This is a genomic window from Achromobacter veterisilvae, from assembly GCF_900496975.1.
Classification (GTDB): Bacteria; Pseudomonadota; Gammaproteobacteria; order Burkholderiales; family Burkholderiaceae_B; genus Achromobacter; species Achromobacter veterisilvae.
The window spans coordinates 143,513-169,622 of record NZ_UFQC01000006.1; the positions used below are offsets into that span (position 1 = coordinate 143,513).

A 26,110-nucleotide genomic window follows, 5' to 3' on the forward strand; every position below is an offset into this window, starting at 1 on the left:
CGTCCCAAGACAATGCCACCCCAGGCTGTGACAACCCCGAGGCCATGTCGAGTCAATATGCGAGTTTGACATGATTGAGCCGCCGCCGAAAGCGCGCTCACCGCAGGCGATTCCCCCTGATGGCGCGGCGGCGGAGCGGCTATGCGGCAGATTGCAAATCCGCAAAGCTTGGTTCGATTCCAGCCCGCGCCTTCAGCGTTCCCGGAGTCCGCTCGCGGGGCAGGCCGCTAGCCCAGATACTCCACGTTTCCGCACACCGAAATGCTCTGCCCGCTGATCATCGCGCCTTCGGCCGAACACAGGAAAGCCACCTGATTGGCCACGTCCTCCGGGCTGGTCATGCGGCGCAGCGAGACTTTCTCCACCAGTTGCCCGCGCATCTCGTCGTTGCTCACGCCGCCGGCGGCGGCGCGGGCTGCGATGATGCGCTCTACCCTGTCGCCCGACACCACGCCCGGCAGGACGGAATTGACCCGGATATTGGATGGGCCCAGTTCCATCGCCCAGGTCTGCGTCAGGCCGGCCAGCCCGAACTTGCTGGCGCTGTACGGGGTGCGCAAGGAGAAGCCCAGGCGGCCCGCGACGGACGAGATATTGACGATGGATCCGCCTCCGGCAGCCCGCAGCAGCGGCACCGCGCTGCGGGAACACAAGAAGGTTCCGGTCAGGTTGACGTCCAGCGTGTTCCGCCAAGCGTCCAGCGTGGTGTCTTCGAGCCGGCTGGTGGGGCCGGACACGCCCGCGTTATTGACGAGCGCATCGAGCCTGCCCCATTTCCGGGACAAGTCATCGAACATGGCAAGGACCTGCGCTTCATCGGAGACGTCGGTCACGCTTGCGGTCAGCGACGGGTGTTCACCCGCCGCAGCCTGGCAGGCCTGCGCGTTCACATCGCAGATATGCACCTCCGCGCCCGACGACAGGAACCTGCGCGCGATCGCCAGGCCGATGCCGTGCGCGCCCGCCGTGACCAGGACTCGTTTTCCTTTCAGGGATTCGCTCATTTTTCCGCCAATAGATGAAAAAAACACCAGCGCGGCCGCCTGGCGCGCCAGCCGGATACCGCGTCAGAGGGCGAATTCGGGCCGGATGCCGCTCTTGAGCGGCAGGCCGAGAATCTCGCGCGCTTCCGCGGGCGTCGCGGGCTCCATGTCCATTTCCCGGATGATGCGCACGATGCGCTCGGTCAACTGGACATTGGTGGCCAATTCGCCGTGGCGGTAATACAAGTTGTCCTCCAGGCCGACCCGCGCATGGCCGCCCAGCAGCAAGGCGTTGATGTTGGCCTCCAACTGCGACGGGCCGATGCCGCTGACGCAGAAAATGCTGTTCTTCGGCAGCATGTCCACCATCATTTGCAGATAGCGGGGCGAGAACGGCATGGCGTTCTGGAAGTTCCGGTGCACGTTCATGACCAGGTTGATGAAAGAGGGTCCTTCATCCAGGCCTTCGTCGATCAGCGTCGTCGTATCCTGCAAAATGTGCGTCGGGCTGAACACCTCCCACTCGGGCTTGATGCCGCGCGCCTTCATCCCGGCCGCCAGCTCGCGAGCCTTGCTCAAGGGCGTGTTCATCAAGTATTCGCGGTCGCCGAACGCAAGATTCAATGTCGTGGCGTCCAGGGTGCACATCTCGGCGCCGGCATCCATGCCCTTGAGCCGTTCCTCCCAGAGGATTTCCCAGGTCCCGGGCGACGTTTCCTTGACCATGTCGCCATGCACGCCGCCCCCCGTCGAATTGTTCAGGACAATGTCGCAGCGTTCCCGGATGAGCCGGTTCATCTGGAGGTAGATCGCGGCGTCGCAGGTGGCCTGATCATCGGGGCGGCGCGCATGCAGGGCCACCACGCTGGCGCCCGCGTTATAGCAGCGATAGACATCTTCGGCGATTTCCGCGGGCTGGGTCGGCAGATGCGGGTTCTGGCTCTTGAACGCCATGCCCCCGGTGGGGGCTATGGTCACAATCACTTTACGTTTGGCCATGAAAATTCTCGTAGGGGGTTGGCGAACGCCGTTCACTTCCAGAGCGCGCAGCGGCTTTCCGCCTTGGTGGTAAAGGCCTGATTGCCGTCGATGGTTTGCACGACGTCGAAGTAGTCCCAGGCTTCCTTGGACTGTTCCGGCGTCTTGACCTGCAACAGGTACATATCGTGCACGACCCGGCCGTCCGGGCGGACGACGCCGTCCTTGATGTACATGTCGTTCAGCTTGTTCTCGCGCAGATAGGCAAGCACGCGGTCGGCGTCGTCGGTGCCCGTGGCCTTGACCGCGCGCAGATACTGCAGCGCCGCCGAATAGTCGGCAGCCTGCAGCGACGAGGGCATGGCCTTGCGGATCTCGAAGAACTTCCTGCTCCACGCGCGGGTCTGTTCCGACGCGTTCCAATACCAACTGTCGGTCAGGTACATGCCCTGCGTCGGCGGCAGCCCCATGGCGTGGACGTCGTTGATGAACATGATCATCCCCGCCAGCCGCATGGTCTTCGTGATGCCGAACTCGTTGGCCGCCTTGATCGCGTTCGTGGCGTCCGCCCCGGCGTTGGCCAAGGCGAGGATATCGGCCTTGCTGCTTTGCGCCTGCAGCAGGAACGAAGAAAAGTCGCTGGACGACAGGGGATGCTTGACCGATCCCACGACGGTGCCGCCGGCGGCCTCGACCACGGTCGTCGTATCGGCCTGCAACGCGTTGCCGAAGGCGTAGTCGGCCGTCAGGAAGTACCACTTCTTGCCGCCCGCCTTCACGACCGCCGCTCCCGTTCCGCGCGCTTGCGCGACGGTGTCGTAGGCGTAATTCAAGGTGTACGGCGTGCACTGCTCGTTCGTGAGCGCCGGGGCCCCCGCGCCCACGACGATGATCGGCTTCTTCTTGTCGGCGGCCACCTTGGACATGGCCAGCGCCGTGCTGGAATTCGTGCCCCCGATCAGCATGTCCAGGCCCTTCTGGTCGAACCATTCGCGGGCCTTGGCCGAGGCGATGTCCGCCTTGTTCTGGTGGTCGGCCGTCAACAGTTCGATCTTCTTGCCGTCGATCTCGCCGCCCATTTCCTGGATCGCCATCTTGATGGCTTCCGCGCCGCCAGGGCCGTCCGGGCCGGAGTAAACGCCGGACATGTCCGTGATGAATCCGATTCGAATGACATCGTCCGAAATCTGCGCATGCGCTGTCGTGGCAGCCAGGAACGAGACGGCTACGCCGCACGCCACGGCAGCGCCAGACTTCATGCGTTGCATTGACAACATACCTATCTCCTCTTATGGTTTTTGGCTCTGGGGGCCTCGACTATTCTGGGACCGGTCTCGAGGAGCGGACAGTCATCATGGTGACAAAGCGCCCTAGGGTTTACCTTAGCGGCATCGCAACGGCCAAGAAGGGGTAGATATGGGCGGACCGCCTGCCGGCGCCGACTACGGATCGTCAAGCGCGAAACGCCGGCCCGCGCAATGTCCGGTGGACAGAATGCTCGACGTCGTGCCCTGGTACAAGGGCTTGCCCGCGCTCGAGCGCGGCGTGGTCCGCGCCGAACTGCGCACCGTCGCGCTCGCCACGGGCGAATATCTTTTCCGCGCGGGGTCGCGGTCGCTGGGTTGGTATGGGGTGGTGGAAGGCCTGGTGAAGTGGTCGTCCCGCGGCACGGACGGCAGGTCCCTGTCGCTGGCCGGTTTCAGCACCGGAAGCTGGTTCGGCGAAGCCACCATGATCCGCCGCGAGCGTTTCGAATACGAAGTGGTCGCCCTGAGGCCCAGCCGCATCGTGATCCTGCCGCGAGACACCTGCGAGCGCCTGTGGAACAACAATATTGAATTCACCAAGGCGCTGATGATGCACCTGGCGCAGCGGGTGGACTGGCTGATGGCCAGCTACACCGGCAATGTGCTTCTGGACGTGGACACCACGGTGGCGCGCGCCGTCGCAGCGCAATTCGATGCCGAGCAGCATTCCGGCACCAACGGGCGCCTGAAAATCTCCCAGGAAGAGATCGCCGGCCTGTGCGGCGTTTCTCGCCAGCGCTGCAATGCCGCCTTGACGAAGCTGGCCCGCGCCGGCGTACTGCAAACGCACTATGGCGGCCTGACGATCCTCGATAGGGACGAGCTATACCGGCAGGCCAAGATCAGCCGCAAGCCGTCGGCCCGGTCTCCGGGGCAGGCTTGACGCCGCTGCCGGGAAAGCGGGGAGCCTGCGCCGCGCATTCAGTGCAGCCCGCCGACAATGGCGGGCTGCGCCATGGGCGGATTTTCAGCCGTGCAGGGAAATGCCCGTCTCCTGGATCACGCGGTCCCACACCGCCACCTCGCTCTCGATGCGCTGCTTGGCGTAGGCCGCGCTTTCCGTCACGATCTCGATACCCAGGCCGCCGAAGCGCTCCTGCACGTCCGTCCGGCCCAGCACGGCGTTCAGGTCGGCGTTCAGTTGCTCGACCGCCGCGCGCGGCGTGCCCGCCGGCGCCGCAATGCCGAAGATGGATACCACGTCGTTGCTCATCTGCACGCCCGATTCACGCAGCGTAGGGACTCCCGGCAGGGCCGCCACGCGGTCGGGACCGGCGATGCCGATCACCTTGATGCGCCCGGTCTGCAGGTTGGAAATGGCCGTGGACGTATTCACGAACATCGCCTGGATACGGTCGCCGATCAGATCCGCCATGCCCGGCGTGGATCCCTTGTAGGGCACAGGCTCGATATCGATGCCCGTGGCGCGCTTGAACATCTCGCCCGCGATGTGCTCCAGCGAACCGTTGCCCGTGGTGGCGTACGAGAACGCGCCCGGCCTGGCCTTGGCGGCCTGGACGAACGACGCCACGTCGTTCACCTGCAGGCTGGTGGGCACGATCAGCACGTTGGGCAGGTACCCGACGATGGCCACGTGCTCGAAGCTCTTGAGCACGTCATAGCCCATGGTGCTGCCCATCAGGCGGGCATTGATGGCGTACGAGGTCAGCGCCGTCATCAACAGCGTATTGCCGTTGGGGGCCGCCTTGGCGACGTACTGCGCGCCGATGTTGCCGGAGAAGCCCGGCTTGTTGTCCACCACGACCGCGTGGCCGCGCCGTTCGCCCAGGTGCTGCGCGATCATGCGCGCCATGGCGTCTAGCGATCCGCCCGGCGGATAGGCCACGATGATGCTCATGTCCCGGGATTGGGCGCGGACCAGGCCGGCGTGGGCCGCCAGGGATGCGGCGGCGCCGATCAGCAACTGGCGGCGAGAGATGGCAGGCATGTGTAGCTTCCTTCAATCAGGTTATCGAATCTTGGGAACCGACCGCGGAGAGCGCGGCGGACAGCTCGGGCACGGAGCATGGCCGCGGCGCGTGCAGCAGCCGCCATAGCTTGGCAGCGCGTTCGGCCGGAAGGGCCATCGCCGCGTGGCGCATGAACTTCGCCTCGTGCTGCGCCTCCGACAGCGGCATGCTGGGATGGCCCTGCGGTTTGGCCTGCGTCTGCCGGAACACCTCAGCCCCGTCCCGCATCACGGCCAACGACGCGAAATCGCCGTTGCCGGCCGGGAAATCCGGCCCCACCGACACGCGCACCCTGCCCGCCCAATCGCGCACCTGCGGGCTCCCCAGCGCCTCGTCCGTGAAATCGCCGATATCCTGCGTTCCCAGGCAGGCCGCGACCGCCACGCAATACTCCACATGGAACTTCGCAGCCAGGCCCGCTGCCGGCCAGCCTTTGCCGCGCGCCGCCTCCAGCCGCTGGCTGATGCCGCAGTGCAGCTCCAGCCCCTCGCCGGGCGCCAGCCACCCCGCCGCCCTCGCCTGGAGCACCATGTCGATGAGCGCGTGCATCAGCGAGCAGGTCGGATACCGCTTGTAGACAATGCCGGGGCTGAGAACCTCGAAGGTCTGTCCCATCGGCCGCAGCGCGCGCCCGGCGTCCTGGCTGCCGTCATCGCAGAACAGTTGCAGAAACCCCTCCTGGCCTTCCAGCGCCACCGGGCTGGCCGTCATGCCGCCCGCCGCCAGCCGCGCCGCCAGCACGCCGTGCCGGGCGGCAAGCCCCGCATGCAGCGCCTTGGTCATGGTGCCGAAGTTCACCCGCAGCCCGCCCGCCATGGAGCTGGCAATGCCCAGGGCGTGCCGTGCACGTTCCGCGTCCAGCCCCAGCAGCGACGAGCAGGCCGCTGCCGCCCCCACGGCGCCCAGCGTGCACGTGGTGTGCCATCCCAACTGCGAATGCCGGTCGTTCACGCTGCGCCCCAGCCGGCCCGCCACCTCGACACCCGCCACATAGGCCGTCAACAGGGCGCCGCCGTCCGAACCCAACAATTCCCCCAGCGCAACGATGGCCGGCACGATGGGCGCGGAAGGATGCCCACGCATGGATTCATGCGTATCGTCGAGCGCATGCGCGTGCGCCGCGCAACCGTTGATGAGCGCGGCATCGTCCACGGACGCGCGGTCCGCGCGCCCCCACAGTGTGCAATCGCCACGGGCCTGCCCCAAGGTCGCGGCCGCGATGCCGGTCACCCCGTCCACCGCCCCCGCCAGGCCGCCGCCCAGGCAATCGGCGATGGCGCGCTGCGCTTCCCGGCGCACCGCCGCCGGCACATCCTGCTCACGCAGCCCCGCCACGAATTCGGCGAGCGCCTGCGTCAAACCTTCCGAAAGCGGCGCTGCGGCCGCCGCAGGCGCAGCTTGCGCGCTCATTGCCCGACTCCGTCCAGCCATCCGGCGATATGCCCGTCCATCTCATCGAGGAAGTGCTCGATGCCATGCCCGCCCTGGCTTGCCCGCAACGCACGGACAACCGCCGCCACGCTGCCGTGCGGCACCACGGCCACGCCTTCGGCGCTGGCGCACACCACGTCGCCCGGCTGCACGATCACACCCGCGCAGGCCACCGGCACGTTCACCTCGGCCGGCCCGAACTTGGGTCCCGAGTGCGGCGACACGGCCAGCCCATACACCGGCAGCCCGGCCGCCTGCGCCTCCGCCACGTCGCGCCAGGCCCCGTTCACCACCAGTCCCGCCATGCCGCGCTGCTCGCACGCGTACTTCAGCAACTCGTAGCCGCCCATGCACCACTGCGTGAAACCCTGTCCGTCCACCACCAGAACGTCCCCCGCCTCCACCTTGCGGATGGCCGCCATCACGCCCAGGTTGTCGCCCGGCGGGCACTTGACCGTGAAGGCCGGCCCGCACAGCGGCACGGCCGGCGCCACCAGCGAGCGCAGGGACGGCTGGCAGGTGTACATGCGCCCCACCAGATCGCTCACCCGCGTCACGTCGGCTTGCGCCAGCACCGCCACATCGGACGGCGCCGGCCGCTCGACGCTGGGGTTGACGACGAATGGCGGCAGGGGTTTTTTCCAACGGCGATCGGTCGGAGGGGATGACATCGGTTTCGGCTCCTGAACAGTTTTCCTGCAATTCAGTCCGAATTGTCCCGGCTCATTCCCTGTACAGAAAGCGATGCTTTGTGATCAATTAGATAGAAAATCTAATCACCTGTAATCCGCGCCAACAGCCAGCCGCGAAACGCCGACACCGCCCTGGCGTCCTGCTTGGCCTCCGGGCAGACCAGGTAATAGCCGCGAGAACTGGGCAGGGCCTGCGGGGACAACTGCACCAGGCTACCCTGCGCCAATCCCTGAGCCACCAGAAAGCGCGGCAGCAGCGCCGCGCCCAGATGCGTCTGCGTCGCTTCCAGGATCATCAGGAAACTATCGAAGCGCGGCCCCTGGAAGGCATTCGCCGGCTCGATCCCCACGTGGGCAAACCAGTCCCGCCACGCCGACGGCCGCGTGAACTGCTGCAGCAGGACGGCCCTCGCCAGATCGGCCGGCTCACGCAGGCCCAGCCGCTGCCGGTACTGCGCGCTGCACACCGGCAGCATGTCCTCGTCCATCAGATGCGTGCACACGGCTCCCGACCACGACGCTTCGCCGTAGTGGATGGCCGCATCGAACGGCTCCGCCGAAAAATCGAACGGCGCATTGCGCGACACGAGATTCAGGTTCACATCCGCATGCGCGTCGAAGAACGTCTCCAGCCGCGGCACCAGCCACTTCACCGCGAACGCCGGCACCACCGCCAGGTTCAGGATCTCCTTGTCGCCGCTGGCCATGGCCTGGTGCGTCACCTCGCCCAAAGCCCGCAGAATCCGCCGCACTTCCGCCAGATACCGCTCGCCCGCGCTGGTCAGCAATACCCGCTGCCGCACCCGCGCGAACAGCGCCACCCCCAACTGCGCCTCCAACTGCCGCACCTGCTGGCTCACCGCTCCCTGGGTCAAATGCAACTCCTGCGCCGCGCGCCGGAAATTCAAATGGCGCGCCGCGGACTCGAAGGCCGTCAGCGTGGCGGTGGAAGGCAGGCGGATGCGGTTCATCGCGAAGGCGGATGCGGGGGCCGCGCGCGTTACCGCCCCCCTTTCACCCCGAATACCACTTGCGACGAGAGTTGCGAGGCAACGCGCTCCCGGAAATCCGGCGCCTCGGTCTCGCGGGGCCGATACCAGACCGTGATCCAGTTCAGCGAGCCCAGTATTCCCTTGGCGGCCAAAGAAGGATCGATATCGGCGAACAGGCCGTCGGCCGTCCCCTGGGAAATGACCTGCCTGAACAGGTCTTCATAGACGTCGCGCATGGCGACGACTTCCGCCAGCGCTTCCCGCTGCATCGGCGTGGTGCTCACCGATTGATGCAGCTCGACACCCTGTACGGTCACGCGCTGATAATACAGAGACTCCATCATCAGGCTGGCATGCAGATAGGCCATCCGATAGAGCTTGTCCTGGGCATTCAGCGATGTATCCGTCACAACGGGAACCTGGGTCTTGAGGTTCATGACCATTGCGCGTTTGTGCACGGCAAAGAACAGGTCCGTCTTGCTGCGATAGTAGTAATAGACACTACCTTTGGTCGCGCCGATCTGATCGGCGATCACATCGATAGAGGCCGCGGCAAAACCGTAAATGGTAAATGCCTTCGCGGCCGCATCCAGCAACCTGAGTTGGTTGGTTGGCAGACTGTCGTAATCGAGGTTGACCCAGTTGGAAAGTTCAGGGCTTATTGTCACGGTATATATGCATCCTGCGGGCGGCCTACAGTATAGCGGTCCGGCCAGCCTTGCCTGCCCGGCTGGACCGGCCGTTTCTGCTGGCTGATTGTCAAGGCATGAACACGGTATCGTTGGCCGCGAGCACGGTGTTTCCCAACGTTGGCGGCGCCAGCCGGATGCTTCCGGGCGTGTCCGTCAGCTTGATGGGAATGCCGGGCCCCGTGTAGTCGGGGCTGCGAACGACCATGCCGCGAAACCTGGCATGCTCCGAATTCGCGACCGCTTCAATATCGAGGATCGGAGCCGCCGGCACCCCATCCGCCAGCAAGGCCGGGCCGAGCCGCTCTCCGTCCGTGTTCTCGAATGTCTGTCGCAGCGCTTCCTCCAGTTGTTCGCGGTTCTCGACGCGCGCGCGGTTAGTGGCGAAGCGCGCGTCCGCCGGCAAGTCGGCCCTGCCCAGATGGGCGCATAGTTTCGTGAACAGCCTGTCATTTGCGACCGCGATGAACAGCGCAACAGTGCGGGTCTTGTAAACGTTGTACGGGACGATATTGGCGTGCCGATTGCCCGAGGGGCGCGGAACCTTGCCGGAGTGCAGATAATTGGTAAGGAACGGATGCGCGACCGACACCGCGCTGTCGTAGAGACTGACATCCGCCATCTGGCCTCGGCCGGTCCGATGCCTGGCCTGCAACGCCAGGAGCACCGCCATGGCGGCGTTCATGCCCGTGGTCAGATCGACCACCGGCACGCCCAGCCGGACTGGTTCGGCGCCAAGATCGCCGTTGATGGACAACAGCCCGGCCATCGCCTGGACCGCCGCGTCGTAACCCGGCAGCCTGCCATACGGACCTTCGTCGCCGAAGCCGGTGATTCGGCAATGAATGAGCCTGGGGAAATTGTCGACGAACCATTTCGCGTCGGGAATGCCCCAGACGCGCAACGTGCTCAGCTTGAAATTCTCGATCAGGACGTCGGCGGTCTCCAGCATGGCGAAGAACCGTTCGCGGTCGCCCTCCTGCCCAAGATCGAGCAGGACACTGCGCTTGTTTCGATTGACGGCATTGAAATAGGCGGAACTGCCATTGACGAACGGGGGGCCGAACCCGCGGCACTCGTCGCCTTCCGGGCCCTCTACCTTCACCACGTCCGCGCCGTGATCGCCGAGGATCTGGCCAGCGTAAGGTCCAGCCAGGACCCGGGCCGCGTCGACGACCTTCAAGCCGGCCAACGCGCCGAGGGAGTGTTGCTGCATCGCCATGCTCCTGTGGATTTCTTCGTTCTACTCGCTGACCTTCCATAGCAGCGAGGGTTTCGCGCCCACGGTCTGCACGGAAAAGGCCATGCCCAGGCGCCGGTTGTGCGCCTGCAATGCGCCCTCGATAAGCCCGTTCCAGGCCGTGGAAAGGACGGGATGCCATTCTTCGATGCCCGCCATGAACGCGCAGTCATCCTGGCGGACTTCGAAGCTGCCGTCCAGGTGACGCTCGACCTGGCTGGCATCGCCGTGGGCGGCGCCGAAATCGGCGATGAAGCGAGCGAAGCCCGCCGCATCCGCCTTGTAATCTCCCCCCAGGCCCCGCGCTATTTCATGATAGAACTGCATACCTATCATCTTGCCGACCATCCTCAATCGGTGGCCTGCCTCGTCGGCGCCCCACAATTGCAGCGCGGTGGGAAACGCCGATCGTACGTACTCCATGGCGTAGTTGCGATGCGCCTTGGCCAGACGGGTCGTGGGCCATTGGTCGATCGGCAACTTCGGCGCGTTGGCGGCGTCGAAATCGGGCGCATCCTCTTCACGCGCGAACCTCAGCCTCTCGTGGGGAAGCAAGTCCCGCTCATACTCGTAGTAGTAGCCTTCCAGGCCGGATTGGCCATCCACCGTTTGCTTGGTGCAGACAAAGCCCAGGCGCGGATTGGCCAGCATCGTGCCGTTCTGCGCGTGCCAGCCCTGCAACATGGCGCGAGAGACCTCGGGCGCAACGCCGCACAGGGCCGTCCCGGACCAGATCCAGCGCGGCGCCGCATAGCGTATCCAGGCCTTGCGGTCCGACTCGTACATGTACTCCACCGCCACGCCGCCGATGTGGTTGGACAGATAGTGGTACTGCGCGGCCGCGACCGCGTGAGGCAGGCCGGTCAGGTTCAGCTTTTCAAGGCCGGGCAGGAATCGCTCGCGCCGCTGCCTGCTGAAGATCTCATATACCAGTTCGGCGGCGCATGCCGCCCCATGGCGGGTCGTCACGTACAGGACCAGGCCTGTGAAGTAGGCGTGATAACACTCCGCCACGGCCCGCCAGGCGCCTATCGGCTCATCCCCGAATTGATCGTCGTTCAAGTCTCTCCTCCCTGTACAGAATCTTCGTCGCGGGCCGCGGCTCAAGCGGCTTGTATCTCGACCTCGCGCTTGATCGCGCGCGCAATGACCAGGCGCTGGATCTCCGAGGTCCCCTCATAGATCTCGGTGATCCGCTGGTCCCGGTAGCAACGCTCCACGACATTCGGTTTTACATAGCCGCGCCCGGCCAGGATTTGCACCGCATGGTCGCACGCGGTGTGAGAGGCCTCGCTGGCGAACAGCTTTGCCATCGCGCCCAGCGTACCGATATCGCGCCCCTCGTCATAGGCCCTGGAAGCCTCGTACATCATCATTCTTGCGGCCGACAGTTGCGTCGCCGAGTCGGCCAGCATGAACCCGATGCCTTGATGATCGATGATGGAGCGGCCGAACGTCTTGCGCGACGCGGCGAACCGGCAGGCGGCGCGATAGCTGCATAGCGCGATGCCCAGCGCCTGGGCCGCGACGACAACCCTTCCGACGTTCAGCGTGGACAACGCCAAGCGCAAACCGTGCCCGATCTCGCCGACAACGCTCGATTGCGGAACCCGGACGTCCACCTTCAGATTGGTCGTCGTCGTGCCGCGGATGCCCATCTTGTCTTCGTAGAAATCGACCACCGCCCCCTCCGTATCGCGAGGCACCCAGAAGGCGGTTATCGCATGGCGCGAGTCGGCTTGCGCCGTACGGGCGAAGACAATGAAATGATGAGAATGGCCGCCATTGCCCAGCCAGCATTTCTCGCCGCGGATTCTCCAGCCGTCGCCTTCGCGAACGGCGGTCGTCTCGATGGCGGACGCGTCCGAGCCGGCGCCCCGCTCGCTCAGGGCGAAATTGACGGCCTCGCCCCGCTCGGCCAGCCCGCCCAGCAAGGTCTGCTTCTGCGCCTCGGTTCCTCCCAGCAAGACAGGGAAGGCGCCCAAGGAGAGAGCCGCCATGATGGCCGCGGTGGAGCCGCAGCCCTCGGCGATGGCCTCCACCGCGGCCACCAGGGCGGTCAGCGACGCGCCGCCGCCGCCGTACCGGGTCGGAATGAACAACCCGGAGACCCCCGATTCCCGCAGCGGCTGCAAATGCTCGACCGGATAACGCTGCTCCTGGTCGATCGAATGCGCGGCGGGAGCGAAGTACCGATCAGTCAGCCCCTTGGCCGCGGCTTGCCAACGCAACGCCTCGCTATCCAGCGGGGCTTCCCAAATTGCTGCCATGAACACCTCATCGGTCATTGAACATTCAAGATACTACGCAGTATCATAGCTTCAAACAAGATTGCCGACCAAGGGAAAAAACAGCGCTTTTTCATAGGGGTAAATACGAATGTCGTAAGAACTCTTCACCAAGAATACTACTCAGTATCTAAGCGTTTTGATGTTCTCAACCTTGTCGGAGCATGGGTAGGCAACACATGAGTGGACCACTGACTGGCGTGCGGGTACTGGATATGACGACGGCCCTGTCCGGCCCCGTCTCGACGCACATTCTTGGCGACATGGGGGCCGACATCATCAAGGTGGAGCCCCCCGAGGGCGACAGCATCCGCGACCTCGGCCCCGCCCGCCATCGGGGCATGGGCGCGATGTTCATGCATACCAACCGCAGCAAGCGGAGCATCGTGCTGGACCTGAAGATCGAAGCCGGCCGCGACGCCTTTTTGCGCCTGCTGAGCCGGACCGATGTCTTTGTCTGCAACATCCGCCCCAAGGCCATGGCGCGGCTGGGGCTGGCGTACGACCAGACCGTTGCGCTCAATCCCGAGCTCATATACGTGAACATCGTGGGCTACGGTTCCCATGGGCCTTATGGCGACAAACCCGCCTACGACGATCTCATCCAGGCCGCGGCCGGCATCGCGTCGCTGCGCGCCCCGGCCGACCCAGCCCGCTATACGCCGATAGCGCTGGCCGATCGGGTCAGCGGCATTCTGGCGGCGAATGCCGTGCTGGGCGCGCTGTATCACCGCGCGGTGAGCGGAAAGGGCCAACACATCGAAGTACCCATGTTCGAGTCGATCGCCTCCCTGGTGCTCGCCGATCACATGGCGGGAGCGACGTTCGAACCCCCTGCGGGCCCGCCCGTCTTCCATCGCTACGCCTCGATCCGCCGGCCCTTCCAGACCCAGGACGGATTTCTTTGCATGATGGTCTTGACGGACCGCCAATGGCGCGAGTTCTTCGCGACCGTGGGGCGCCCGGAAGTCATGCAGGACGAACGGTTCAGCACCATGGCGAATCGCACCGGGCATCTGGAGGAACTCTATGCCACCGTGTCGGAGATTCTCGCGAGCCGCCCTACCGACCATTGGCTCGCCTGCCTGGAAGCGGCGGACATTCCCGTGGCCCGGATTGAAACCATGGAATCGCTGCTGGTCCATCCACACCTGCGGCAAACTGGGTTTTTCGAAATGATCGACCACCCCACCGAAGGACAGGTGCGCAGCATGGCCCGGACCAGCACCTGGTCCGTCACCCAGCCCGAGGCCACGCGGCACACCCCCAGGCTGGGGGAACACAGCCGCGAAATTCTGGCGGAGGCAGGCTTTTCCGAAGAAGAAGCCCAGTCTCTGTTCGACAACGGTGCAGTCAAAGGATGCCAAGCGTGAAAGCCGTCGTGTGCAGACAGTATGGCGGGCCGGATTCCGCTCGCCTTGAAGAGATAGCGCCTCCGGCGATACGGCCAGGCTCGGTGCGAGTACAGGTCCAGGCCTGCAGCGCGAGCTTCGCCAGCTTGCTGGTGATGGAGGGCAAGCACCAGAACAGGGCCCCGCTGCCATTGATACCGGGAACGGAGGTGGCCGGCGTCGTGACCGAGACCGGCGAAGGCGTGACGCAGTTCCAGGCCGGCGACCGCGTCATCGCCGGTGTGCAAAGCGGCGGCTACGCGCAAGAAGTCGTCGTGCCGCAGCAGACCGTCTTTCATATGCCGGAACAGGTGTCCCACGACTCGGGCGCGCATTTCCCGACGATCTACGGCACGGCCTATGGCGCGCTGCAATGGCGCGCCAACCTGATGCCCGGAGAATTCGTTCTGGTTCACGGAGCTGCCGGCGGAAGCGGCCTTGCCGCCGTGGAAATCGCCAAGGCGCTTGGGGGCACGGTAATCGCCACGGTGGGCTCGCAGGCCAAGGAGAGCATCGTCCGGCAGCACGGGGCGGACCACGTCATCAACTACCGGGATACGGATTGGCGCGACGCGGTGCTCGGACTGACCGGCGGCCGTGGCGCGGACGTCATCTACGACCCCGTCGGCGGCGACACCTTCGACACCTCGCTTCGATGCATCGCGCCGGACGGCAGGATCATCCCCATGGGGTTCGCCGGCGGCCGCATACCCACGGTTCCCGCCAACATCGTTCTGGTGAAGAACATCAGCGTCATAGGGGTCTATTGGGGCTATTACTTCGGCTGGGGCCGGCACCCCGTCGCTCCCGCCAACGATGCGCGGTTGCGGGCTGCCTATGCGCAACTGTTCGATTGGACCATCCAGGGAAAGCTGAAGCCGCGCACGCACGCAACGCTTCCCCTCTCCGAATTCAAGACCGCCTTGCGCATGATCGCGAACCGCGAAGTCATGGGCAGGGTAATCATGAAGCCGCAGGAATAGCGGACCTCATCTACATCATCCAGGAGACAACCATGTTCAAACGCATCGCCGTTCTGGGCGCACTTGTGCTTGCCAGCCTATGTCCGGTCCTTGCCGCCCAGGCCAAGTATCCCGCCCGGCCCGTCGTGCTGATCTCGCCCTATCAGGCCGGCGGCACGACCGAGACATTCGCCCGGCTGATCATCGACGACGTCGGCACCCTGCTTGGCCAGCCCATTGTCATCGAACAGAAACCCGGCGCCGCGGGGACGATCGGCGCGCGCATCGTCGCGACCAGCGCGGCCGACGGCTATACCTTACTGGCCAATACGTCGCAGCACGTCATGTATGACGGCATGCTGACGCGCTTGCCATTCGACCCCATGAAGGATTTCCGCCCGGTGGGCGTGTTGGGCTCCGCGCCCATCATCCTGGTCACCGGCCGGGACTCGGCCTACCGGAGCTTCGAAGACGTACTGGCGGCAGGAAAGACCAAGACCGTCACGTTCGCGTCCGGCGCTCAGGGCTCCCTGCCCCACCTGACGGGCGAGCGCGTCGCCATCCAGGCCAACCTCAAGATGACGCACATCCCTTTCAGCGGCACCGCCCCCGCCCTGACGAACGTCATCGGCGGCCACGTCGATCTCCTGTACTCCACGGCCGCCAGCGTGATGCAGCAGATCCGCGGCGGCCAACTGCGGGCCTTGGCCGTTTCCACCAAAGAACGCATGAAAGAACTGCCGGACGTGCCGACCATCGCCGAAATGGGCCTGCCCGGATTCGACGTGACCGCCTGGTACGGCGTATGGGCGCCCAAGGACACGCCCGCCGAAGTCGTGGACGCCTTCAACAAAGCCATGCGGGAAGCCTCCTCCACGCCGGCCGCCCACAAACGCATGGAAGCGCTGAGCGTCACGCCGAACGACATGACCGCGGACCAATTCTCCCAATTCGCCGAGAGCGAGCGCCGCACCTGGCTCGACGTGATCAAACGCGCGAACATCCAACCGGTGAACTGACATGGCGAATGTTGAGGATATCGGCGTCCGCATCGAAGAGCATGTGGCCTGGGTCACCATCGACCGCGCCCACCGGATGAACGCCTTGGCAAAGTCGACGTTCCGGCGGCTGATAGACGTATCGCTGTCGCTGGATCTGGATCCTTCCGTCAGGGTGGTGGTGTACAGCGGAGCGGGAACGCGCGCCTTCTCCGCCGGCGTCGATCTGAAAGAGCTGGATGCGGAAGGCAGCATGGCGCACCCGATGGGCGGCGCAAACCGGAACCTCAATGAGGTCGTGCTGGAAATGTCCAAGCCCACGATAGCGGCAATCAACGGTGTTGCCGCCGGGGGAGGCTGCGAACTTGCCCTGGCCTGCGATATCCGCGTGGCCGCCTCGACCGCCAGGATCGGCTTGCCGGAAGCCAAGGTTGGAATGGGGGCCAACTTCGGCAGTGTCGTTCTGCCCCTTCTCATTCCCAGAGGCGCCGCGCTGGAGGCGCTTTTCAGCGGAGAACTGCTTACCGCCGCGGACGCTTACCGGCTCGGCTTGATCAACCACGTCTTCGAGCCGGACGATCTCATCGGGCAGACATTACAGTTGGCCCGGAAAATCGCCGCCAATGCGCCGCTCTCGGTGCAGCGCATGAAGGCCGTGGCGTCCAAGAGCGTCGGCCTGCCCATATCCGCCGCCCTGCGTCTTTCGGTAGGGCCGAATCCCTACGACAGCGCGGATAGAAAAGAAGGCGCGCGGGCATTCCTGGAAAAACGCCAACCCGTTTTCTTGGGAAGGTAGAAAAGCCCGCGCGGATGCGCGCCGCCGCTGGCGGCGTGCTGATTGGCCTGTCTTCCGGGACAGCGCCCGAAGGGCGGACTAACGCCGGCTTTCGGATGCGTAGTGGTCCGCATAGGCGCGGCGGAGAACGGCCTTCTGGATCTTCCCCGTCGCCGTCTTGGGCATGGCGTCGACCACGATGAACGACTTGGGACACTTGAAGGGGCTCAGGCGCTCGCGCAGTTGCTGCATCAGCGCGGCCTCGTCGAGGCTCTTGCCCGGGCGCAGCAGCACGATCGCGGTCACCGCCTCGGTCCAGCGCTCATGGGGCAGGCCGACCACGACCACTTCCGCGATATCCGGATCGCTTGCATACAAGGCCTTTTCCACTTCGATGGAGGCGATGTTCTCGCCTCCGCTCTTGATCACGTCCTTGAAGCGGTCCTTGAACCAGAGCACGCCATCCGCATCGAAGTAGCCGGCATCGCCCGAATGGAACCAGCCATGCCGGAAAACGGTATCGGTGGCGTCCTGGTCACGCAGATAGCCGCTCAGCGCCTGGGGACTCCGGTAGACGATCTCGCCGGCCTCGCCCTGCGGCAGGAGCCTTCCCGTCTCGTCGATGATGCCGACCTGGACATTGATGCCCGGCGTTCCCACCGCGCCGGGATGGCTGAGCTGGTGCTCGGGCCGGAAGAAGGTGGCCACGGGACTCATTTCCGTCTGGCCAAACATGAGCGAGAAGCCGCAGCCGAAGGTGTCGATGGCGGCGCGCAGCTCATGATCCGGCATCGGCGCCATGGCATAGACGGCCAGTCGCAGGCTGCCGACATCTCGCGCGCGGGCCTGCTGGGCCTCCACCAGCGCCCGGTACATCATGGGAAGGGCAAACAATACCGTCAGCCGCTCCCGCACAACCAGATCCAGCAACGATTGCGCCTCGAAACCCTGCATGATCACGACGCACGCGCCTACCGCGACGGCCGGCGTGCAGATGGCGTTCAACTGCGCGGTGTGGAACATGGGCATCAAGGCCAGCACCCGGTCGCGGCAGCTCAGCTCGGTGTCGATGGCCGTGCCCAACGATTCCAGATAAATCGCCAGATGGCTGCCGACCACCCCCTTTGGCGCGGAGGTGGTGCCACTGGTATACAGATAGGATAACGACGCGCGATCGGGAACGGCGACCGATGGGACGTCCGACGCCTGGCCAGCCGATAGCTGCGCGAAGGAAATGCGCGCCAGCGATTGGGGCAGATCGGCTTGCGCGCCCTCGCCCTCATCGATCACGAACACGTCGCGCAGCGCCTGGCCGGATTCCAAGCCCGTCAGGAACTGTTCCAGCATTCGCGCGGTGACGACCGCGCCGCGCACGCCGGCATGCTGCAACACATAGGCCAATTCGCCGTGTCGCCACAACAGGTTGATAGGCACGCACACGACGCCGATCTTGGCGCACGCGAAATAGGTCGCCAGAAACTCGGCGCTGTTTCCCGACATGAGCGCCAGCGCATCGCCCACCTTGTAGCCGCGGGCAAGCAGGCCATGCGCAAGCTGGTTGCTCCATGCCTCCAACAAGGCGTAGCTGTAGCGGCGCTCGCCGTCGATCACCGCACCGCTCCCAGGCGCCCTGGCCGCGCTGCGCGTGAGCAGGTCCCCTACGTTGATGCGCCTTACAAAATCCCCGTCCGCGTGTTGTGTCATGCCCGCCTCCCTTTCCGTCGGAATATCGGTTCCAGGACTCAGTCCCTGGGCCTGGTCACCCTTTGAGCAGCTCGCCGCTGATGATGAGTTTGCGCACTTCGGTCGTGCCCGCGCCTATTTCCAGCAGCTTGATGGCGCGGTAGAGACGGTTGATTTCCGACTCCCAGATGTAGCCGGTGCCACCATGCACCTGAACCGCCTCGTCCAGTACGCCATGCATGCCGTTGGCCGCGAACATCACCGCGGCGGCGGTCAGCTTGTGGATTTCGCCGCGCCCGGCATCCCCATTTTCCAGCGCGCTGGCCGCGCGCAAGGTCTGATAAGTGAACACCCGCATGGCCTCCACCTGGGTATACATGGAGGCGATCTTGTCCTGCACCATCTGAAAACTGGCTATCGGCTTGCCGAACTGCTGGCGCGCCCGCGCGTAGTCGATGCTCAGCTCGAGCGCCCGCTCGGCAATGCCCAGGCACAACGGCGCGATCATCGCCCGCTCGAAGTCCAGGCCGCTCATGACCACCTTGACCCCCGCGTTCTCCTCGCCCATCAGATTCGCCACGGGCACACGGCAGCCGTCGAACACGAGTTCGCCGGTCTGGCTTCCGCGAAACCCCATCTTCACGAGCTTTTGCGCGACGCGAAAGCCTGGCATGCCCTTTTCCACAAGAAACGCGGAGATGCCCTGCGCCCCAAGATCGCGATCGGTCTTGGCATAGACCAGCAAGACGTCCGCCACGGGGCCATTGGTGATGAAGATCTTTGTTCCATCCAGCACATAGTGGTCGCCCACCCGGCGTGCCGTGGTGCGCATGGAGCCCAGCGCGTCCGACCCCGCGCCCGGTTCGGTCAAGCCCAATGCGCCCACCAGCTTCCCGCTCGACAAGCCGGGCACGAACCGTGCTTTCTGCTCATCGTTCGCGTTGCGCAGAATGTTGTGCAGGCACAGGTTTTCGTGCGCAACCCATGCCAGTGCCAAGGCATGGTTCCAACGGGCGAAGGCCTGGAGCACCAGGCCGCTGGTGAAGAGGTTCAGGCCCGTCCCCCCCAGCGCCTCTGGCGCCGTGATGCCGAAGTAACCGTTGGCGCCGATCCGCTCGAAGATGCCGGCCGGCCACCATTCTTCGTCATCCATCCGTTGCGCCAGGGGATACAGCTCGGCGCGCGCGAAGCGATCCGCCTGCGCGAGCACCTCCATTTCATCGTCCGACAGACCAGCGAATAGCTGAGGCGTGGAACGTTGTTCGATATGCAAGCCACCTTCGGACATGGTCACTCCACCTTTAGGCAACACGACCCCGATTGACGGTATCTACAATTTGAGTGACGCTCATATTATCTTCACGCCAGGATTTTTCCACATAGGGAAAACACTGGCTTAAAGAAAAGTGAGTACCGCTCAATAATCTGCATGATCGTCAACATGAACTGGAGCGCAGGTGCAAACCAACTGGCCTTTCCAATCGGTGCTGATCGCGAATCGAGGCGAGATCGCTGCACGCATCGTGCGCACGGTGCAACGCCTTGGCCTGCGGGCCGTCGTGGTGCATCACGCCGTCGATGCGGACACTCCCGCGGTGCGCCTGGCGGACACCGCCATCGAGATCACCGGAGCGACTCCGGTGGCGGCCTATCTCGACGGCACGCAGATACTGGAGGCGGCGCGCCGCGCCGGGTCTGGCGCCATCCATCCGGGCTACGGCTTTCTCTCGGAAAATCCGTCGTTCGCGCGCCAGTGCCGACAGGCGGGTTTGGTGTTCGTGGGCCCCTCCGCCGAGGCGATCGAACTGATGGGAGACAAGGTGCGCGCCCGCGCATTCGTCGCCCAGGGCGGCTTCCCCGTCGCGCCTTCCGCGATCGAGGACGACGATCCTGCCAGCTTCGCCGAACGCGCGGCGGCCGTCGGCTTTCCGCTGCTCATCAAACCGGCCGCCGGCGGGGGAGGAAAAGGCATGCGCATCGTGCGCGAAGCGGCAGGGCTGCGTGCCGAACTGGACCGCGCGCGCAGCGAAGGGCAACGTTACTTTGGCGATGGCCGGCTGTACGTCGAGCGCTTCATCGAAAACCCCCGGCATATCGAAGTGCAGGTGTTCGGCGACGATCATGGCACTGTCGTCCATCTGTTCGAGCGCGAATGCTCGGTGCAGCGGCGCTTCCAGAAAATCGTGGAAGAGTCGCCGTCACCGGCTCTGTCGCCACAGGTGCGCGATGACATCTGCGCCACTGCCGCGGGCATCGCCCGGCGCGCGGGCTACTGCAACGCGGGGACGGTCGAGTTCATCTATGGCAATGGCGAGTTCTACTTCCTGGAGATGAATACGCGGCTTCAGGTCGAACATCCCGTCACAGAGGAGATACTGGGCATCGACCTGGTGGAACACCAGTTGCGCGTGGCGGCAGGCGAAAAGCTGGCCTTCTCGCAGGAAACGCTGCGGCCTCGCGGCCACGCATTCGAGTTCCGCATCTATGCCGAGGATCCGTCGCGCGGCTATCTCCCCACCACCGGGCCGGTGCTGGCGCTGCGCGAGCCGCGCGCCGCGGGCATCCGGATCGATTCAGGCATCGCCGCCGGACAAGAGATCACCGCCGCCTTCGACCCCATGCTGGCCAAGCTGATCGTCAGCGCCGCCACGCGTGGCGAAGCCATTGCGCTGGCCCGGCGCGCCCTGGACGACTATGCGCTGCTGGGATGCAAGACCAACACAGGCTTCCTGCGGAGGCTGCTGTCCCACCCGGCCTTTTTGGCGGGCGAGATCCACACGGGTTTTCTGGATGCGCACCCCGAGGTCGCCGCGCAGCCGCCGCTATCCGACGAAACACTGCACCGGCTGCTGGCCGCCGCGGCGCTGGCGACGCGCCCGGTGCGCGATGCCGCCGACGCCGTGCCGGCGTTGTATGCCGACATGGGCGACTGGAGAAACTGATGTTGCACGCATTTCTTCTGGACGGCGAAGCACACGAACTCTGGCTCGGCCGCTCTCGCGAGGGCTATTGCCTGCATGCCGGCGGCCGGCAAATTCCCGTGGATCTACTGGAGCGCGGCGGACATGCTCACGAACTGGTCATCGATGGCGACAGTTACCGCGTCCTCATCGCAAGGCGGGGCGATGAAGTGCATGTGCACCTGAATGGAGAAAGCCACCTCCTGCGCTACGTCCATAACCTCAAGCGTTTTGCCGGTGATCCCGCGGACGAGGGAGACGCCGTGACGCGGGCCCCCATGCCGGGGTCGATCATCGCCGTTTCCGTGGAAGTCGGCCAGCGGGTGCGCCGGGGCGACGCGTTGATGGTGATAGAGAGCATGAAGATGGAAACCACCATCAATGCCGCCTGCGATGGCGCGGTGCAGCGCCTGCACGTCGACGTCGGACAGCTCATCGACAAAGACGCCTTGCTTATCACTCTGGACAGGAGCGCCTCGGAATGAACCGCATCGAATCCGCGCTGAACACGCGCTCGGCAGATTTTCTGGCCAACCGTGAACACAACCTGGGGCTGGCCGCGGCGCTGCGGCAACACCAGGATGCCGTTCGCCACCAGCGTCCCGAGCGCGACATGCAGCGCCTGGCCCGCCAGAATAAGCTGTTCGTGCGGGATCGCCTCAGGCAATTGCTGGATCCAGGCACGCCGTTCCTCGAACTGTCCACCCTGGCAGGCAACATGGAGTATGACGGAGAGGTGCCCGGCGCCGGCGTAGTCACCGGCATCGGAATCGTCAGTGGGCGCGAGGTAATGATCAATGCTTCCGATGCAAGCGTGAAAGGCGGGGCCTGGTACCCGCTGTCGGTCAAGAAGATCGTGCGCGCGACCGATATTGCCGTCGAGAACCGCCTGCCCATGGTCCACCTGTGCGACAGCGCCGGAGGCTTTCTGCCCCTGCAGGCTGAACTTTTTGCCGATCGCCACTTCGCCGGGCGCATCTTCCGAAACCAGTCGATCCTCTCGAAGATGGGGGTTCCCCAAGTCGCCATCGTGCTCGGGCATTGCACCGCCGGCGGCGCGTACGTGCCCGCGCTGTCGGACTACAGCGTGATTGTGCGGGGGAACGGCGCCATCTTCCTCGGCGGGCCGCCATTGGTGAAGGCCGCCACCGGCGAAGAGGTGAGCGCCGAGGATCTGGGCGGATGCGACGTGCATACGCGCCTGTCGGGGACGGCCGACTATCCCGCCGGCAACGAGTACGAGGCCATCGCCATCGCCCGGGACGTCGTGGCGCAATGGCAGCGGCCGCGGAAGGCGCAAGTGGAATGGCAGGAGCCCGAGGCGCCATACTACGACCCCCGGGAACTGTATGGCATCGTGCCGCGGGACATCAAGGTGCAGTTCGATATGCGCGAGGTCATCGCGCGCCTGGTGGACGCCAGCCGCTTCCATGAGTACCAGCCCGCCTACGGCCCGACGCTGCTGTGCGGCTTCGCCCATCTGTGGGGCTACAAGGTCGGCATCCTGGCCAATAACGGCGTGCTTTTCAACGAAAGCGCCCAAAAGGGGTGCCACTTCATAGCGCTGTGCAACCAGAACCGCACGCCGCTGATCTTCCTGCAGAACATCACCGGCTTCATGGTCGGGCGCGACTATGAACGGCGCGGAATCACCAAGGACGGGGCCAAGATGATCATGGCCGTGGCGGGTTCCGAGGTGCCCAAGTTCACCGTCGTCTGCAACGGCTCGTTCGGGGCGGGCAACTACGGCATGTCGGGACGCGCCTTCGACCCCCGCTTCCTCTTCATGTGGCCGCAGAGCCAGATCTCGGTCATGGGCGCGGAGCAGGCGGCCAACGTGCTCGCCGACGTGAAGCTGCGGCAACTCGCGCGCAATGGGGAAAAACTCTCGCCGGAACAACTGGCGGCCATCCGCGATCCCGTGCTGGAGGACTACCGCCGCCAATCGAGCGCGCTGTATTCGACGTCGCGCCTATGGGACGATGGCATAATCGACCCGACAGATACACGCAACGCCCTGGGCATCGCCTTGAGCGCCGCGCTCAATCAACCTATAGCCCCCCCAAGCTACGGCGTGTTCCGCATCTGAGCGGCCGAGCCCGCCGCAGTCGATATCGGCAGGTCCTGCGCCGCCTGCGCCCGGAAGGCCTACGGAAACGGCAAGCCCACGCATCAGCCATCATGAAAACCAGCTCCAGTACAGCCGCCGACACGAAGACAACCGGCAACCATGCTCCGGCGCCTCTTTCAGAAAAGCGCCAAAAGCGTGCCGGCGAGATCCTCGCGGCGGCGCGGCAGGTTTTCATAGAAAAAGGCTTCCAAAAGGCCGCCGTAAGCGAAATCGCCCACCGCGCCGGAATTGCCGAAGGGCTGATCTTCCGCTACTTCCCGACCAAGCGCGATCTCCTGCACGAAGTGCTGAGCGAAATGTATGAACCCTTGATCCGCGACGTCGAAGAGGGATTCTCGCGCCTTCAGGGCTTGCGCGCGCGGCTGCGCTTCATCATCTGGCGGCACGTGCGCGTCTATGCGGAAACGCCCGGCCTGGCCCGCCTCGTCCTGCATGAAGTGCGCACGGGGCCTGACTATGCCGGCTCGGGCCTGCATGCGCTTCAGGTGCGCTACACCCAATTCGCCCAACTGGCGCTCATGGACGCCGTGAAAGACGGAGAGCTTGCCGCAGGCGTGGACACCGAGGCTGCCCGGGCCATGCTGTATGGCGGGCTTGAGCATCTGATGTGGCCGGTACTTTTCGGCAACCAGAGCGTCAACGTCGATGCCGTGACGGAAAGCTATACGAACCTGATGCTGCATGGCCTTCAAGCCACTACGCCGGAAACGGGAGTCGAGGCGCGCTTGTCGCGGCTGGAGTCCCTGTTCGCGGCGGCGGAAAGAGGAAAAACCGCGTAATTCTCGCTGCTTGAACGGCGCCTGCATGCCCGAATCCCATGCATGCGGGGCGCTCGCCATGACGCACGGACAACGACCGGACCCAGAGCCTCTCACGGCGCTGGATCCGCAGGCCTATTCCGCCTCGATCTTCGCCTCCTTCACCAGCTTGTTCCAGCTCTGGTAGCTGGAACGGACCACGGCGCTGAATTCCTGCGGCGTGCTGCTCCAGATCTCGACATACTGATCCTTGAGCTGGCGCTGCACGTCCGGCGCGGCCAGCGCTTCGCGCAGGGCGGCGTTCAAACGGTCCATGACGGGCTGGGGAATGCCGGCGGGGCCGACCACGCCCCACCACAACTCGCCGCCGGCGGCCGCATAGCCGCCGATGCCGGCCTCGTCCATGGTCGGCACGTCGGGCAGGAAGGGCGAACGCCTGGGGCTGGTGACGGCCAAGGGGCGCAAGTTGCCCGCCTGGATGCGCGACATCGCGGTGTTGAACGTGTCGAACATGAAGGTGGTATTGCCGGCCAGCAGGTCCGTCAGGGCGGGCGCGCTGCCGCGATAGGGAATATGCGTCATCGCCGCGCCGGTCAGCGCGCGCAGCAGTTCGCCCGAAAGATGGTTGGACGAACCGTAGCCGGCCGAGCCGAAGGTGACGTTGGCGCCGGGCTGCCGCGCCTGCGAGACCAGGCCTGCGACGGAGACGATGGGCGATTGCGAGCCGACCAGCAGGACATTGGTGTAGCGGCCCAGCAGGCCGATGTTGGAGAAGGAGTCTATCGGGTCGTACTTGGCCGACTTGGCGACATTGGGCACGATGGTCTGCGTGCCCACGCTGCCGATACCGATGACGTAACCGTCCGGCTTGGCGCGCGCGACGTAGTCGGCGCCCAAGGCGCCGCCGGCGCCCGTGCGGTTCTCGACGATGACCGTCTGGCCCAGGATATCTCCCATTTTCTTGGCGACCGGCCGGGACACGATGTCCATGGGCCCGCCCGCGGAAAAGGGCACGATCCAGGTAATGGGCCGTTCGGGCCATTGCGCGCGCGCCGCGCCGGCATGGCAGAGCAGCGCGGCCGGAAGCAGCGCCATCAGGCTTTTCTTGAACATGGCTGTCTCCCCGGCGTCACATGAATTTTTCGCGCGCCTGGCGCGCTTCCGCGCTCTGGCCGCACACCAGCGCCTGGTCCACGTCCATATAGGTGCTGACGAAGTTCAGGGCATGGGCATGGGCGTTGACGCTTTCCTTGCTCATCTTGACCACGTGCGACGGCGATTTCGCCACCTGGCCGGCCAGCGCCGTGGCGCGCTCGACGGCCGTCCCCGCCGGAGCCAACCAGTCGGCCAACCCCCATTCCAGGGCCGTGGCGGCAGGCATCCGCTCGCCCAGCAGCATGATCTGCTTGGCGCGCGAAGCGCCCACCATGTTCACCAGGCGCGGCACCGTATGCCATACCAGCGGAATGCCGATCTGCACTTCCGGCACGAAGAGGAAGGCGTTGTCCGCCATGACGCGCCAGTCGCAAGCCAGCGTCAGCGCAATGCCGCCGCCGACGTTGAAACCCTCGATGGCGGCGATGGTTAGCTGCGGCAGGCCCTCCCAGGCCTTGCACATGCGGGCCCCGGTGGAGGCCAGATAGCGGCGCTCGTCCAGCGATTTCTCCTCGATGGCCCAGCGCTGCGGGTCTTTCAGATCGACGCCTGCGGAGAAGCCCTGGGCGCTGCCCGCCAGCACGACGGCCGTAATGTCGACGCGCGACGCATAGCGGTGCGCCACGTCGATGAGTTCATTCATGGCCTGCAGGGACAATGCGTTGCGGCGTTCGCCGCGGTCGTAAGTGACCACCGCCAGGCGGTCGAACTCTTCTATCTTGATCAT

The 26,110-nt window shown here is 65.0% G+C and carries 24 protein-coding genes and 1 tRNA gene; 10 read left to right on the plus strand and 15 right to left on the minus strand.

Annotated elements, in window-relative coordinates:
• Positions 1–121: 121 nt before the first annotated feature.
• Positions 122–192 (plus strand) — tRNA-Cys (locus AVE30378_RS07240).
• Between the two features lie 35 nt (positions 193–227).
• Here the strand turns inward: AVE30378_RS07240 and AVE30378_RS07245 are convergent.
• From AVE30378_RS07245 to AVE30378_RS07255, 3 genes are all read right to left on the minus strand, one after another.
• Positions 228–1,004: an SDR family oxidoreductase gene (locus tag AVE30378_RS07245; RefSeq protein WP_129240101.1), complete on the minus strand. Its 777-nt coding sequence runs from the start codon at positions 1,002–1,004 to the stop codon at positions 228–230.
• Between the two features lie 63 nt (positions 1,005–1,067).
• On the minus strand, positions 1,068–1,982 hold the full coding sequence (locus AVE30378_RS07250; protein WP_129240102.1) for a beta-keto acid cleavage family enzyme: 915 nt from the start codon (positions 1,980–1,982) through the stop codon (positions 1,068–1,070).
• 32 nt (positions 1,983–2,014) lie between these two features.
• A complete protein-coding gene (locus AVE30378_RS07255; RefSeq protein WP_165360119.1) occupies positions 2,015–3,220 on the minus strand; it encodes an ABC transporter substrate-binding protein in 1,206 nt (401 codons plus the stop codon).
• A 235-nt stretch (positions 3,221–3,455) separates the two neighbouring features.
• Between AVE30378_RS07255 and AVE30378_RS07260 the strand changes: the two genes are divergently transcribed.
• Positions 3,456–4,151 (plus strand): Crp/Fnr family transcriptional regulator, encoded by a 696-nt coding sequence (locus tag AVE30378_RS07260; RefSeq protein ID WP_129240103.1) that lies wholly within the window; start codon positions 3,456–3,458, stop codon positions 4,149–4,151.
• Between the two features lie 84 nt (positions 4,152–4,235).
• Here AVE30378_RS07260 and AVE30378_RS07265 read toward each other — a convergent pair whose 3' ends face one another.
• The 8 genes from AVE30378_RS07265 to AVE30378_RS07300 form a co-directional block, all read right to left on the minus strand.
• Positions 4,236–5,216, minus strand: a complete 981-nt coding sequence (locus AVE30378_RS07265) for a Bug family tripartite tricarboxylate transporter substrate binding protein (protein WP_129240104.1) — start codon at positions 5,214–5,216, stop codon at positions 4,236–4,238.
• Between the two features lie 16 nt (positions 5,217–5,232).
• Complete coding sequence (locus tag AVE30378_RS07270) at positions 5,233–6,648, minus strand: MmgE/PrpD family protein (RefSeq protein ID WP_165360112.1); 1,416 nt, start codon at positions 6,646–6,648, stop codon at positions 5,233–5,235.
• Positions 6,645–7,340: an RraA family protein gene (locus tag AVE30378_RS07275; protein WP_129240106.1), complete on the minus strand. Its 696-nt coding sequence runs from the start codon at positions 7,338–7,340 to the stop codon at positions 6,645–6,647. Before AVE30378_RS07275 ends, AVE30378_RS07270 begins: the two co-directional genes overlap by 4 nt.
• A 101-nt stretch (positions 7,341–7,441) precedes the next feature.
• Positions 7,442–8,332 (minus strand): transcriptional regulator GcvA, encoded by an 891-nt coding sequence (gcvA, locus tag AVE30378_RS07280; protein ID WP_129240107.1) that lies wholly within the window; start codon positions 8,330–8,332, stop codon positions 7,442–7,444.
• A gap of 29 nt (positions 8,333–8,361) precedes the next feature.
• The gene (locus tag AVE30378_RS07285; RefSeq protein WP_129240108.1) at positions 8,362–9,021 is read right to left on the minus strand and encodes a TetR/AcrR family transcriptional regulator; all 660 of its coding nucleotides are present in this window, start codon (positions 9,019–9,021) and stop codon (positions 8,362–8,364) included.
• A 91-nt stretch (positions 9,022–9,112) separates the two neighbouring features.
• A complete protein-coding gene (locus AVE30378_RS07290; RefSeq protein ID WP_129240109.1) occupies positions 9,113–10,258 on the minus strand; it encodes a CaiB/BaiF CoA transferase family protein in 1,146 nt (381 codons plus the stop codon).
• Between the two features lie 27 nt (positions 10,259–10,285).
• On the minus strand, positions 10,286–11,344 hold the full coding sequence (locus AVE30378_RS07295; protein ID WP_129240110.1) for a hypothetical protein: 1,059 nt from the start codon (positions 11,342–11,344) through the stop codon (positions 10,286–10,288).
• 41 nt (positions 11,345–11,385) lie between these two features.
• Positions 11,386–12,552, minus strand: coding sequence for an acyl-CoA dehydrogenase family protein (locus AVE30378_RS07300; protein ID WP_129240190.1), 1,167 nt, complete (start codon positions 12,550–12,552; stop codon positions 11,386–11,388).
• Positions 12,553–12,749: 197 nt separating this feature from the next.
• Here AVE30378_RS07300 and AVE30378_RS07305 point away from each other — a divergent pair, with 197 nt between their 5' ends.
• The 4 genes from AVE30378_RS07305 to AVE30378_RS07320 are packed head-to-tail and all read left to right on the plus strand — an operon-like array spanning position 12,750 to position 16,717.
• Entirely contained in the window at positions 12,750–13,943 is a 1,194-nt protein-coding gene (locus AVE30378_RS07305) for a CaiB/BaiF CoA transferase family protein (RefSeq protein WP_129240111.1), read from the plus strand.
• The gene (locus AVE30378_RS07310; protein WP_129240112.1) at positions 13,940–14,944 is read left to right on the plus strand and encodes a zinc-binding dehydrogenase; all 1,005 of its coding nucleotides are present in this window, start codon (positions 13,940–13,942) and stop codon (positions 14,942–14,944) included. The genes AVE30378_RS07305 and AVE30378_RS07310 overlap by 4 nt, the downstream gene beginning before the upstream one ends.
• A gap of 32 nt (positions 14,945–14,976) precedes the next feature.
• Positions 14,977–15,942, plus strand: coding sequence for a Bug family tripartite tricarboxylate transporter substrate binding protein (locus tag AVE30378_RS07315; protein ID WP_129240113.1), 966 nt, complete (start codon positions 14,977–14,979; stop codon positions 15,940–15,942).
• A 1-nt stretch (position 15,943) separates the two neighbouring features.
• Positions 15,944–16,717, plus strand: coding sequence for an enoyl-CoA hydratase/isomerase family protein (locus tag AVE30378_RS07320; RefSeq protein ID WP_129240114.1), 774 nt, complete (start codon positions 15,944–15,946; stop codon positions 16,715–16,717).
• A gap of 78 nt (positions 16,718–16,795) precedes the next feature.
• On the opposite strand, the gene AVE30378_RS07325 is transcribed toward AVE30378_RS07320, so the two are convergent.
• Positions 16,796–18,400 (minus strand): AMP-binding protein, encoded by a 1,605-nt coding sequence (locus tag AVE30378_RS07325; protein ID WP_129240115.1) that lies wholly within the window; start codon positions 18,398–18,400, stop codon positions 16,796–16,798.
• Between the two features lie 55 nt (positions 18,401–18,455).
• Complete coding sequence (locus tag AVE30378_RS07330; RefSeq protein WP_129240116.1) at positions 18,456–19,667, minus strand: acyl-CoA dehydrogenase family protein; 1,212 nt, start codon at positions 19,665–19,667, stop codon at positions 18,456–18,458.
• Between the two features lie 169 nt (positions 19,668–19,836).
• Between AVE30378_RS07330 and AVE30378_RS07335 the strand changes: the two genes are divergently transcribed.
• From AVE30378_RS07335 to AVE30378_RS07350, 4 genes are all read left to right on the plus strand, one after another.
• Positions 19,837–21,321, plus strand: coding sequence for an acetyl-CoA carboxylase biotin carboxylase subunit (locus AVE30378_RS07335; protein ID WP_208742362.1), 1,485 nt, complete (start codon positions 19,837–19,839; stop codon positions 21,319–21,321).
• Complete coding sequence (locus tag AVE30378_RS07340) at positions 21,321–21,824, plus strand: acyl-CoA carboxylase biotin carboxyl carrier protein subunit (protein WP_129240117.1); 504 nt, start codon at positions 21,321–21,323, stop codon at positions 21,822–21,824. Before AVE30378_RS07335 ends, AVE30378_RS07340 begins: the two co-directional genes overlap by 1 nt.
• On the plus strand, positions 21,821–23,428 hold the full coding sequence (locus AVE30378_RS07345; protein WP_129240118.1) for an acyl-CoA carboxylase subunit beta: 1,608 nt from the start codon (positions 21,821–21,823) through the stop codon (positions 23,426–23,428). The genes AVE30378_RS07340 and AVE30378_RS07345 overlap by 4 nt, the downstream gene beginning before the upstream one ends.
• Positions 23,429–23,520: 92 nt before the next feature.
• On the plus strand, positions 23,521–24,249 hold the full coding sequence (locus AVE30378_RS07350) for a TetR/AcrR family transcriptional regulator (protein WP_165360113.1): 729 nt from the start codon (positions 23,521–23,523) through the stop codon (positions 24,247–24,249).
• Between the two features lie 114 nt (positions 24,250–24,363).
• Here the strand turns inward: AVE30378_RS07350 and AVE30378_RS07355 are convergent, their stop codons facing one another.
• Entirely contained in the window at positions 24,364–25,341 is a 978-nt protein-coding gene (locus AVE30378_RS07355; RefSeq protein WP_129240120.1) for a Bug family tripartite tricarboxylate transporter substrate binding protein, read from the minus strand.
• Between the two features lie 16 nt (positions 25,342–25,357).
• Positions 25,358–26,110 (minus strand): enoyl-CoA hydratase/isomerase family protein, encoded by a 753-nt coding sequence (locus tag AVE30378_RS07360; protein ID WP_129240121.1) that lies wholly within the window; start codon positions 26,108–26,110, stop codon positions 25,358–25,360.